Source organism: Agrobacterium sp. MCAB5 (assembly GCF_052114365.1).
GTDB lineage: Bacteria > Pseudomonadota > Alphaproteobacteria > Rhizobiales > Rhizobiaceae > Agrobacterium > Agrobacterium tumefaciens.
Genome location: NZ_JBFREP010000004.1, coordinates 422,780 through 434,704 on the forward strand (window position 1 = coordinate 422,780; position 11,925 = coordinate 434,704).

At 58.6% G+C, this 11,925-nt stretch carries 9 protein-coding genes; 6 read left to right on the forward strand and 3 right to left on the reverse strand.

The genetic code is table 11. The annotated features are described in order from the left end of the window. Nucleotides 1-36 precede the first annotated feature (36 nt). From ccoG to gndA, 5 genes are all read left to right on the forward strand, one after another. A complete protein-coding gene (gene ccoG, locus AB4Z23_RS12865) occupies nt 37-1,620 on the forward strand; it encodes a cytochrome c oxidase accessory protein CcoG (RefSeq protein ID WP_065660932.1) in 1,584 nt (527 codons plus the stop codon). Then, complete coding sequence (locus AB4Z23_RS12870; RefSeq protein WP_019566252.1) at nt 1,617-2,117, forward strand: FixH family protein; 501 nt, start codon at nt 1,617-1,619, stop codon at nt 2,115-2,117. The genes ccoG and AB4Z23_RS12870 overlap by 4 nt, the downstream gene beginning before the upstream one ends. Then, complete coding sequence (locus AB4Z23_RS12875) at nt 2,114-4,405, forward strand: cation-translocating P-type ATPase (RefSeq protein WP_441360249.1); 2,292 nt, start codon at nt 2,114-2,116, stop codon at nt 4,403-4,405. The genes AB4Z23_RS12870 and AB4Z23_RS12875 overlap by 4 nt, the downstream gene beginning before the upstream one ends. Continuing rightward, the gene (gene ccoS, locus AB4Z23_RS12880) at nt 4,402-4,560 is read left to right on the forward strand and encodes a cbb3-type cytochrome oxidase assembly protein CcoS (RefSeq protein WP_003515291.1); all 159 of its coding nucleotides are present in this window, start codon (nt 4,402-4,404) and stop codon (nt 4,558-4,560) included. The genes AB4Z23_RS12875 and ccoS overlap by 4 nt, the downstream gene beginning before the upstream one ends. 158 nt (nt 4,561-4,718) lie before the next feature. Further along, the gene (gene gndA / locus AB4Z23_RS12885; RefSeq protein ID WP_003515289.1) at nt 4,719-6,149 is read left to right on the forward strand and encodes an NADP-dependent phosphogluconate dehydrogenase; all 1,431 of its coding nucleotides are present in this window, start codon (nt 4,719-4,721) and stop codon (nt 6,147-6,149) included. A 68-nt stretch (nt 6,150-6,217) separates the two neighbouring features. Here gndA and AB4Z23_RS12890 read toward each other — a convergent pair whose 3' ends face one another. The 3 genes from AB4Z23_RS12890 to AB4Z23_RS12900 form a co-directional block, all read right to left on the reverse strand. Beyond that, nucleotides 6,218-6,544 (reverse strand): RcnB family protein, encoded by a 327-nt coding sequence (locus AB4Z23_RS12890; RefSeq protein ID WP_003515287.1) that lies wholly within the window; start codon nt 6,542-6,544, stop codon nt 6,218-6,220. Nucleotides 6,545-6,736: 192 nt separating this feature from the next. After that, entirely contained in the window at nt 6,737-7,768 is a 1,032-nt protein-coding gene (gene mgrA / locus AB4Z23_RS12895; protein ID WP_441360250.1) for an L-glyceraldehyde 3-phosphate reductase, read from the reverse strand. A gap of 123 nt (nt 7,769-7,891) precedes the next feature. Continuing rightward, complete coding sequence (locus AB4Z23_RS12900) at nt 7,892-10,357, reverse strand: beta-mannosidase (RefSeq protein WP_441360251.1); 2,466 nt, start codon at nt 10,355-10,357, stop codon at nt 7,892-7,894. A gap of 499 nt (nt 10,358-10,856) precedes the next feature. Here AB4Z23_RS12900 and AB4Z23_RS12905 point away from each other — a divergent pair, with 499 nt between their 5' ends. After that, the gene (locus tag AB4Z23_RS12905) at nt 10,857-11,909 is read left to right on the forward strand and encodes a LacI family transcriptional regulator (protein ID WP_421476710.1); all 1,053 of its coding nucleotides are present in this window, start codon (nt 10,857-10,859) and stop codon (nt 11,907-11,909) included. Nucleotides 11,910-11,925 lie beyond the last annotated feature (16 nt).

Genomic DNA, 11,925 nt, shown 5'->3' on the forward strand with positions numbered 1-11,925 from the left:
TGGGAGAAAGYAAGGAGATAAAAACGGACTGCAATCATGAACATCTATCCCGTCGGACAGGACCGCCCGCAACAGCCCGTCGAAAGGCTGGAAGCGGAGGCTGTCAATTCCGCAAAAACGCGTAAACCCCTTTATGAAGCGCGCAAGAAAATTTTCCCGAAGCGCGCGGAGGGCCGGTTCCGGCGGTTCAAGTGGCTGGTCATGCTGGTCACGCTCGGCATTTATTATCTGACGCCGTTTCTGCGCTGGGATCGCGGTCCCTATGCGCCCGACCAGGCGGTGCTGATCGATATTGCCAACCGGCGCTTTTATTTCTTCTTCATCGAAATCTGGCCGCAGGAGTTCTTTTTCGTCGCGGGATTGCTGGTCATGGCGGGTCTGGGGTTGTTTCTCATCACCTCCGCCGTGGGACGCGCGTGGTGTGGTTATACCTGTCCGCAGACCGTCTGGGTGGACCTGTTTCTGGTCGTCGAGCGGGCGATCGAGGGCGACAGGAATGCCCGCATGAAGCTCGATGCAGCACCTTTTACGTTCGGCAAGCTGCGCAAGCGGGTGATGAAACACGCAATCTGGCTGGTGATCGGCGTTCTGACCGGCGGGGCATGGATCTTCTATTTTGCCGATGCGCCGACGCTGGCGAGAGAGTTCATGACGGGGCAGGCACCGATGATCGCCTATACGACCGTCGCGATACTCACCGCCACGACCTATGTTTTCGGCGGGCTGATGCGGGAGCAGGTCTGTACCTATATGTGTCCCTGGCCGCGCATTCAGGCGGCKATGCTGGATGAGAACTCGCTGGTCGTGACCTATAATGACTGGCGCGGTGAACCTCGCACGAGGCACGCCAAAAAGGCTGCGGCCACAGGGGAGAGCGTCGGCGATTGCGTCGATTGCAATGCTTGTGTCGCAGTCTGTCCCATGGGCATCGACATCAGGGACGGGCAGCAGCTGGAATGTATCACCTGCGCGCTCTGTATCGATGCCTGCGATGGGGTGATGGACAAGATTGGTAAGCCACGCGGGCTGATCGCCTATGCGACGCTGTCCGAATACCAGTCCAACATGGCGCTTGCGACCGGCAACGGCCAGCACGCAATCCGGCCTGCGAATGTGCGCAACGAGGACGGCGCGTTCAAAAACAGCATTCGCCATTTCGACTGGCGCATCGTCTTTCGCCCGCGCACGCTTCTTTACACGGCAATATGGGGTGCAGTCGGCATCGGCTTGCTGTTTGCTCTGGTGACGCGCGAGCGGCTGGCTCTAAACGTGCTGCACGACCGCAACCCGCAATATGTGCTGGAATCGAACGGCTCCATCCGCAACGGCTATACCGTTCGCATCCTCAACATGGTGCCGCAACCGCGCCTAATGAGCCTGACGATAGAGGGCATTCCAAGTGCGGTGATGAAGATAAACGGCATGCCGGATGCAGCCTCTCGCAGCTTCGAGGTGATGGTGGAACCGGACGAGGCGACAACGCTGAAGGTGTTCGTCACCCTGCCGGGCAGTCACGTCGCGCGGGCTGCTGAAAATTTCGAATTCATCGTCAGCGATACGGGCGGCCATGAGACGGCCCGTTACGACGCCGTCTTCAACGCTCCGGGAGTGAAAAAATGACAACGACCAATCGCCAGACGTCCGGTTTCATTTTCACCGGCTGGCATATGCTGGGTGTTATGGTGATGTTTTTTGGCATCGTCATCACAGTCAACATGGTGATGGCCTGGAACGCTGTCACCAGCTGGAGCGGGCTGGTGGTGCCCAATACCTATGTTGCCAGCCAGCAGTTCAACGCCAAGGCCGAGGCCGCCAAGGCAAGGGCCGCGACCGGTATCAAGGGCAGGCTGGTGGTGAATGAAAAGACCGTGCGCTACGAGGTGTTTCATCCAGATACCGGCCCTGTGGATACGGATACCGTAACGGCGCGTTTTCGCCGGCCGGTCGGCGAGCACCAGAATTTCGACATGGAGCTGATCCCGGTGTCTACCGGGGTCTTCACCGGCCCGCATGACATGCTGCCCGGCCAATGGATCGTCGAGGTCACTGCCGTAAAAGACGGCAGGATCATCGTGCATGAAGGCACGCGGATCGCGGTGATCAGGGGGCGTCAATGAGCTGCTGTGCACCGGGAACGGAAGGATCGCTTCAACTCGGAGAACCGGTCAACCCACCATCATCAGAGGAGCTGATGCTGGCAAGCCGCGATCTGGGGCAGGGGCTGCGCCAGACAGATCTCAGCGTGCCCGGCGTTTATTGCGGCGCCTGCATCACCACCATCGAAACGGCGCTGCGCCGTCTCCGCCAGGTGGAGCAGGCGCGCGTGAACCTGTCCTCAAAACGGGTGGCGATTGTCTGGAAAGAGTATGTCGATGGCATCAGGACAGATCCCGCCGAACTTGCCCGCGCAATCCTTGCAACCGGATACCGGACGCATCTTTTCGCGAGCGGACAGGATGCTTCGGACGTGTTGCGCTCGCAACTGATCAGGGCGGTGGCGCTGTGCGGTTTTGCTTCCGCCAATATCATGCTGCTGTCCGTGTCCGTCTGGTCCGGGGCCGATGCCGCGACGCGTGACATGTTCCACTGGATTTCGGCGATGATTGCCGCGCCGGCACTGATCTATGGCGGCCGGTTCTTCTATCAGTCGGCCTGGAATGCGCTGAAGCACGGGCGCACCAATATGGATGTGCCGATCGCGCTCGCCATCACGCTATCCTACGCAATCTCGCTGTGGGAGACGATTCATCATGGCGAACATGCGTGGTTTGACGCGACCGTGTCGCTGTTGTTCTTCCTGCTGATCGGCCGCACGCTTGACCATATCATGCGTGACAGGGCGCGCTCGGCCATTGCGGGCCTGGCCCGGCTTTCACCACGCGGYGCAACCGTTATCGGTGAGGACGGAACGCGGGAATATCGCCCGCTTGGCGATGTGCTACCCGGCATGACGATTGCGATTGCTGCCGGTGACCGCGTGGCGGTRGATGCGATSGTCAYYAGCGGAAGCAGCGATCTCGACATGTCCATTGTCAACGGCGAAAGCGCGCCGCGTCGGGTGGAGGCGGGTGATCTGCTTCAGGCAGGCACGCTCAATCTCACCGGTTCGCTCGCCGCGCGGGTGACCGCATCGGCAAAGGATTCGTTTCTCGCGGAAGTGATCGGGCTGATGGAGGCGGCGGAAGGGGGGCGTGCGCGCTATCGGCGGATTGCCGACCGTGCCGCGAGCTATTATTCGCCCGTCGTACATCTTCTTGCTCTCATGACCTTTCTCGGTTGGGGCGTTTTGGGCGGTGACTGGAAGCAGGCGATGCTGATCGCGATTGCGGTTCTCATCATCACCTGCCCMTGTGCGCTTGGCCTTGCTGTTCCGGTGGTGCAGGTTGTGGCGGCAGGCCGGCTCTTTCGGCATGGCATCATGGTCAAGGAAGGCTCGGCGATGGAGCGACTGGCCGAAATCGACACCGTGYTGTTCGACAAGACAGGYACCCTGACGGTCGGGAAGCCGCGACTGGTGGAAACCGGCGATGTGAACCCCGCCACGATGGCGATTGCGGCTGGCCTTGCCGCCCATTCACGCCATCCGCTGTCCAAAGCCCTGCATGCAGCCTATGGCGGAATTTTATCGGTCTACGAAGCGGTGCGTGAAATTCCCGGCTCCGGTGTTGAGGCTCTCACGCCGGCGGGAACCTACCGGCTTGGCAACCGCCGTTTTGCCTGCCCGGATGAATCGCAAATGGAAAACGGCGACGCGCGATCGGAAGTGGTGCTTTCGCTTGACGGCGGGTATCTGGCGAGTTTCGGTTTCGAGGACAATCCGCGTCCTGGCGCCGTACAGGCACTGCGCAGCCTTTCTACGCGAGRACTGGTGCTGGAAATCGTGTCCGGTGACCGGGTCCCGGCCGTGAAGGCCATGGCGCAGCGTCTGGGCATTGCGAAATGGAACGCGGACCTGTCGCCGAAAGACAAGGCGGGGCGCTGTGGGGCRCTGGCAGGCGAGGGACGCAAGGTTCTGATGGTGGGCGACGGTATCAATGATGCGCCGGCGCTGGCTGCAGCACATGTTTCCATGGCACCGGCAACCGCTGCCGATATCGGCCGGCAGGCCGCCGACTTCGTGTTCATGCACGAGAATCTGGATGCCGTTCCTGTCGCCATCGAGACATCGCGGCGGGCCGGACGGCTTATCCGGCAGAACTTCGCGCTTGCCATCGGCTACAATGTCATTGCCGTGCCGATTGCGATTGCCGGTTATGCGACGCCGATGATCGCGGCCATCGCCATGTCGACATCGTCGCTCATCGTTGTTGCAAATGCGCTGCGTCTTGCCGGAACGCCTGAAGCCGCTTCTGCGCAACAGARCGTGCCGACCGGATTTGCGGGCGAGGGGGCGCAACCGGCATGAACATGTTGATCTATCTCATCCCCGTCGCCCTGTTTCTCGGAGCGCTCGGGCTTTTCGCCTTCCTCTGGTCGGTGCGATCAGGGCAATATGAGGATATGGACGGCGCTGCCTGGCGAGCGCTGGACGATGGCGACGACCGGCCACGACCTTCCTAGGGGAGGCGCATTGGTTACGACCTTCCCCCGACCTGTCGCAAATATGCAAAGCTGATTTGCGTCATCAAAATTTAATCGTTTCAGTCGCCCCTAGCCTTGCCGTTTGTTCATTACAGTGCCACAACACGACCACCTAAAAGCAAGATGGAGGCACATCCGTGGAACAGGCAGAAATCGGTTTGATCGGTCTCGGCGTCATGGGCTCGAACCTGGCGTTGAACATCGCGGAAAAGGGCAACAAGATTGCCGTATTCAACCGAACCCCTGAAGCGACGAAAAAATTCTACGCCGAGGCTGGGGACTTGCAGGGGCAGTTGATCCCTTGCGAAACCATCGAGGAATTCGTCGCCGCCATTCGTCCTCCGCGCCCGATCATCATCATGATCAAGGCCGGCGATCCGGTTGACCAGCAGATGGAAATCCTGAAGCCGCATCTCTCGAACGGCGACATCATGATCGACGCCGGCAATGCGAATTTCCGCGATACGATCCGCCGTTTCGACAATCTGAAGGATAGCGGTCTGACCTTTATCGGTATGGGCGTTTCCGGCGGTGAAGAAGGTGCGCGTCACGGACCGTCGATCATGGTCGGCGGTACCGAAGATAGCTGGAAGCGCGTCGAGAAGGTTCTGACCTCCATCTCCGCCAAATATAATGACGATCCGTGCGTGGCATGGCTCGGCAACGACGGTGCCGGTCATTTCGTCAAGACGATCCATAACGGCATCGAATATGCCGACATGCAGATGATCGCCGAAATCTACGGCATCCTGCGTGACGGCCTGAAGATGAGTGCGTCTGAAATCGCCGATGTATTCGGTGAATGGAACAAGGGCCGTCTCAACTCCTACCTGATCGAAATCACCGAGAAGGTTCTGCGCGCTGCCGATCCGATCACCGGCAAGCCGATGGTCGATCTGATCCTCGACAAGGCCGGCCAGAAGGGYACAGGCAAGTGGTCGGTTATCGAGGCGCAGAACATGGGCGTCGCCGCAACTGCCATTGAGGCCGCCGTGGCTGCCCGTATCCTGTCGTCGCAGAAGGACGAGCGCGAAGCTGCCGAGAAGATCTTCGGCCTGCCGACCGTTGCAGCTGCACCGGCTGACAAAAAGGCCTTTATCGCCGATCTGGAAAGCGCGCTTCTGGCCGCCAAGGTCGGTGCTTACGCACAGGGCTTTGCCGTCATGTCGGCCGCATCGAAGGAGTTCAACTGGAACCTGCCGATGCCGACGATCGCCCGCATCTGGCGCGCCGGCTGCATCATCCGCTCGGAATTCCTCGATGAGATCACCTCGGCCTTCACCAAGGATCCGCATGTGGCCAACCTCATCGTGACGCCTGCCTTCTCCGGCATCGTCAAGGACACCGACGCCGCCCTGCGCCGTGTCGTTTCCTACGCGGTTCTCTCCGGTCTGCCGGTTTCGGCGCTCGCTTCTGCGCTTGGTTACTTCGACGCCTATCGTCGCGCCCGCGGCAGCGCGAACCTTATTCAGGCGCAGCGCGATTTCTTCGGGGCGCATGGCTTCGAACGCACCGACGGTGTCGACAAGCCGCATGGCCCGTGGGGCAGCGGCGCCGACATTTTCTGATCGGCTATAACGATAAATGACAAAAGGCCCGCGCAAGCGGGCCTTTTTCATWTCATCCGTCGATTTACTTAGCGTGCCGCAGAAAGGCCAACGATCAGGCCGGTGACGGCGTTGATGAGCAGGAACTGGTTGTCGACGCGTACCCAGCGCTGGTCGCGACGCGGCTCTGCCAGGCGGTAACGGCGATAGTCGCGACGGTCGACGAAATGACGACGCTCTGCCGGCGAGAGGCGCTGACCGCGATCCCAACGGTGCTTCTTGACGATGACCTTTTTGGTTGTCGTGTGACGCTCGACGGTTACACCGCGATGACGATCGTCGTGGCGGCTTTGTGCCTGGGCCATTGGAGCAGCAAGAACAGTTGCAGCCAGAAGAATGGTGACGAACTTTTTCATGAATGTTTCCTCTCGTGTTTCGATAAGGAGAACTTACGAATAAACGAATGAACGGAAACTGAATTTAAAATTACATTTATGTAATGGTTGTTAATGGTTAGACGGGGACGTTAATCTTTCTGTTGGAGATTTCAGTCCAGCTTTTGCGTCGATCAGGCTGCCCGGTGGAAACCGGGCAGCCTGTTTCAAGTATTAAACGCGTTCAGCGGATTTTGCCCAGAGGTTGATATCCGCGTCCTTTGCGTAACCGTCGATTTCCGCAAGCTCCTCTGTGGAGAARTCGGCATTGTCGAGTGCCTTCACGCAATCCTCGACCTGTTCGACACGGCTCGCACCGATGAGCGCCGACGTGATGCGACCACCGCGCAGCACCCAGGCGATAGCCATCTGCGCGAGCGTTTGGCCACGCCGCTCGGCAATGCGATTGAGCGCGCGGATGTTTTCGACATTGCGCTCGTTGAGGAAGGCGGGGTTGAGTGACTTGCTCTGCGATGCACGGCTGCCATCAGGCACGCCACCCAGATATTTCGTCGTCAGCATGCCCTGCGCCAGCGGCGAAAAGACGATGGAGCCAATGCCAAGATCTTCCAGCGTATCGACCAGACCGTCTTCCTCGATCCAGCGATTGATCATGGAGTAGCTCGGCTGGTGGATGATACAGGGCGTGCCGAGATCTTTCAGGATCGCGGCGGCCTCACGGGTGCGTTTCGAGTTGTATGACGAGATGCCGACATAGAGCGCCTTGCCCGAGCGCACGATCTGGTCCAGTGCGCCGCAGGTTTCCTCAAGCGGCGTGTTGGGATCGAAACGGTGGGAGTAGAAGATATCGACGTAGTCCAGCCCCATGCGCTTCAGGCTCTGGTCGCAGGACGATATCAGATATTTGCGGCTGCCCCATTCACCGTAGGGACCGGGCCACATGTTGTAGCCCGCCTTGGACGAGATGACCAGTTCATCGCGGTAGCCTCTAAAATCCGTCTTCAGAATTTCGCCGAAGGCAGTTTCGGCGCTGCCGGGTGGTGGGCCGTAATTATTGGCSARATCGAAATGGGTAATGCCRAGGTCRAAGGCGCGGCGGCAAATGGCCTGTTTGGTYTGGTGCGGTGTGTCGTTGCCGAAATTGTGCCACAGCCCGAGCGAGATCGCCGGCAGCTTCAGGCCAGTCTTTCCGCAATGATTGTATTTCATGGATGTATATCGGTTTTCGGCCGGTTGCCAAACCATGGGTCTTCCTCCACTTGCTGATGAATGGTTGCCGGAGAAGCCGGCAAACCTTTGAAAGATGAGGGCAGGCGCAACGTTGCCTGCCGTTCCGCTAAGGATGGTTAAGCCTTTCGCCGCGTGGTTTCAATGCGAGGATTGGCAGGTATAAAGATCGAAGATACGGAACTGCGGCTGCCCGCTGCCCGCCTTCGGGGTGAAGATGATCCGGCGTGTTTCGCCCGCTGCGAGATCGAACAGATTGTCGGAATAACGCCCGGGCTGATCGGCCTCCAGCATGACGAAGAGGGCAAGACCTGCTGCGGTGACATCGATTTCGAGCTGGCCGTTTTTCAATGTGGCGGTGGAGAACGTCAGTCCAGCGGGCTGGAGCTCCAGAGACTTGTAGGTGTCGCGCACATGATGGCCTTCGCCTGTCATGCCGTTGGATGCTATGAAGTTCCAGGCAAGGATGGAACCATCAGGCACGCTGTCCATGTCGATTTCTGTCAGCGTCGCCGCCTTGTCCGTTGCGCACGTGCCGTTGGCGGATTTCAGCGGCACGCGGTTACCCTCCATCGTGAGGGCGACAATATTCATGTCGATCTCGACATCTTCCGCSGTGTCGTTGACCATGGAGAARCTYAMYCGRCGTCCRTCYTCSGAGGGAATGGCSGARACSGWSACCGGYTGGAAGAAMCGGCGGGCAGCATAATGCAGCGCCTTCCAGCCGCCGCCGTAATCCAGGCTCGACCATGAGGCAACCGGCCAGGTATCGTTGAGTTGCCAGTAGAGCGTTCCCATGCAATGGGGTTTCAGCGAGCGCCAGTAGTCGACCGCGGTTCGGATGGCCAGCGCCTGCTGCACCTGGCTCAGATACACGAAATTTTCGAAATCCTTCGGAAAGCGGAAATAGCGGAACATGGTGCCAGCGATGCGCTCATTGCCGCCGACATTCTTCTGGTGCAGTTCGATCACCGGGGAGGCGATGTTCATGTCTTTCTCTTCCGCATAGGTGCGGATGACAGGCATGGAGGTGTAGGACTGAAAACCGAATTCAGAGCAGAAGCGCGGCTTGACCGAGCGGTAATTGTCGAACGATTTGTTTTCGTGCCAGACGGACCAGTAATGCATGTCGCCGGAACCATCCGCATGCCAGGCATCACCATAATCGAGGTAGCCTGAAGCCGGGCTGGAGGGCCACCAGAGTGCTTCGGGGGCGGCTTTTTTCAGCGCCTTTTCGATGGTGCGGTTGAGGCGGTCGTAAGCCACGAGATAACGGTCGCGGTTGTTGCGGGGCTCCTCGAACCAGGTGAGGGCACCCACCAATTCGTTGTCGCCGCACCAGAGCGCGATGGACGGATGGGAGGAAAGGCGTTTTACCTGATAGTCGACCTCGTGTTCGACATTGTCGAGAAAGTCTTCGCTGCAGGGGTAAAGATTGCAGGCGAACATGAAATCCTGCCAGACCAGGAGACCGAGACGGTCACAGAGATCGTAGAACCAGTCTTCCTCGTAAAACCCGCCGCCCCAGACGCGGATCATGTTCATATTGGCCTCGACGGCCGAACACAGAAGGTCTTCGGTTTTTTCGCGGCTGGTCAGCGAATAAAGCGCATCGGATGGAATCCAGTTCGCGCCACGGCAGAAGATTTCCCGACCGTTGATGCGGAAGGCAAATCGGCTACCTGCCTCATCCTTGTCCGTCAGAAGTTCAATGGTCCTGAAGCCGATGCTGCGGGTGACGGTTTCATCCGGCAACTCCACCGCCAACGTGTAGAGCGTCTGTTCGCCGCTGCCCGCCGGCCACCAGAGCGCGGGGTCTTCCACGAAGAAAACGTGGCGCACCACCGTCTCACCCGCACCCACGCCGCAATCAAGCCGCAGCCTTTCATCGTTGAGGGAAAGGTAGAGCGGAAGGCTCGCCGGACCTTCGGCAAACAGCGTGATTGCCAGATGCAGCTCGACGCCGCCCTCGACATGATGTTGTGAGGTGACGACGTGTTCGACCCGTGCCGTATCGAGGCGCTTCAGCAGGATTTTGCCGTAAAGGCCGAGCGGAGCAATCGCGATATTCCAGTCCCAGCCGAAATGGCACTGTGGCTTGCGCAACATGTTGCCGTTGGCAATCGGCGAGTTGCCCTCATGATAGGGAATGTAAAAAGGTTGCCGCGCCTGCCGTTCCGCCCCGGCTGCGATGTTGGAGTGGAAATGGATACGAATGGTGTTTTCACCGGGCCGCACGGCGCGAGACACATCGGGACGGTAACGTCGGAAGCAGTTGTCCGAACTCAAGACCGGGACATCGTTGACGAAGACGATCGCGACGGTATCGAGATAATCGATATCGAGATACCAGCTGGCATCGGCGTCATCGAGGATGAAGGTCCGCTCTATGATCCAGTCCCGATGCGCGACCCATTGCACCGCATTTTCATTGGCACCGTGATAGGGGTCTGGAATGATCCCCGCGTTTTTGAGTGCGCTGTGAACGTCTCCCGGCACGGTAAGGTCGGTCGTATGGTCTCCTTCCAGCGAGGTCAGGCGCCAGAGCCCGGCCAGATCGATGACGGTTTCGGGCGTGGAGGAAGAAATCATGATGGGACCCTGCATGGACGAATTCAAATAGGATAAGCTGGCCATTATGACGCAGGCTTGTGTCGGAATCTGGGGAAGATGCATGCCCGCCAGCCAGCCGTTATCCAGCTCGCTCAGCTCGGCAATCTCCTCCCTCCGGCAACGTTACCGTAAAGCAATCGTTCCGTCATGTCTTCGGAGTGAAACTTCATGCGCGAAAAATGCCCGTTGGTACTATTGGAAAACCACGGATACGGATGGCTTGATATCTATTGACTTTTATTTATAAATATCAATTAATTATTGATACTAATTAATCTATTTTCTTGGCATTGTTTCTCTCTCGAGCAGAATTTTCGAGAGCGCGTAAGGTCGGTAATCCGGGATAAGTCTGTTCGATATTTTTCACGACCTACATCGTTATAGCCAAAGGCCCGAAGACCGGATCGGGTGTGACGGCGACCGGCGACGTTTGCCTTTGCAAGAAACAAAAAGCTATCTATGATTATTGTTCTGCAAAGCGTGGCGAAATGACATGAACGATACTGGTAATTCCGGCAGGGACGAAGCGAAGGCGACAACGGGCGAGCGCCCGACCTTGAAGACCATCGCCTACATGACGGGTCTTGGCATCACCACCGTGTCGCGCGCGCTGAAGGATGCACCTGACATCGGCGCGGAAACCAAGGAGCGCGTGCGGCTGATTGCCCAGCAGATCGGTTACCAGCCGAACCGAGCTGGTGTGCGCCTTCGCACCGGCAAGACCAATGTGATCGCGCTGGTGCTGAGCGTCGACGAGGAATTGATGGGCTTCACCAGCCAGATGGTATTCGGCATCACCGAGGTTCTTGCGACGACGCAATATCACCTCGTCGTTACCCCTCACACCCACGCCAAGGATTCCATGGTGCCGATCCGCTACATTCTCGAGACCGGTTCCGCGGACGGGGTGATCATCTCCAAAATCGAGCCGAACGATCCGCGCGTCCGTTTCATGACGGAGCGCAAAATGCCCTTCGTTACCCATGGGCGGTCCGACATGGGCATTGAGCACGCCTATCACGATTTCGATAACGAGGCTTATGCCTATGAGGCCGTGGAGCGGCTGGCGCAATGTGGGCGAAAGAGGGTCGCCATCATCGTGCCGCCATCGCGGTTTGCGTTCCACGACCACGCCCGCAAGGGGTTCACCCGCGGTATCAGGGATTTCGGCGTTTCCGAATTCCCGTTGGATGCCATCACCATCGAGACGCCGCTCGACAAGATCCGCGATTTCGGCAAGCGCCTGATGCAATCAGACGATCGCCCTGACGGCATTGTCTCCATCAGCGGCAGCAGCACGATTGCGCTTGTGGCGGGGTTTGAGGCAGCCGGTGTCAGGATCGGCAAGGATATCGATATCGTGTCGAAACAGTCCGCMGAATTCCTGAACTGGATCCAGCCGCAAATCCACACAGTCAACGAGGACATCAAGCTTGCGGGCAGGGAGCTTGCCAAGGCTCTGCTGGCACGCATCAACGGTGCGCCGCCAGAAACGCTGCAAAGCATCAGCCGCCCGGTCTGGTCCTCAATGGCGCCKAAGCCTTGATAGAAGCAACGCCTGT

Bases quoted from the DNA above. Each gene is read 5' to 3' on its own strand.
- AB4Z23_RS12870 (WP_019566252.1), top strand. From the start codon at position 1,617: ATGACAACGACCAATCGCCAGACGTCCGGTTTCATTTTCACCGGCTGG.
- AB4Z23_RS12890 (WP_003515287.1), bottom strand. From the start codon at position 6,544: ATGAAAAAGTTCGTCACCATTCTTCTGGCTGCAACTGTTCTTGCTGCT.
- ccoS (WP_003515291.1), top strand. From the start codon at position 4,402: ATGAACATGTTGATCTATCTCATCCCCGTCGCCCTGTTTCTCGGAGCG.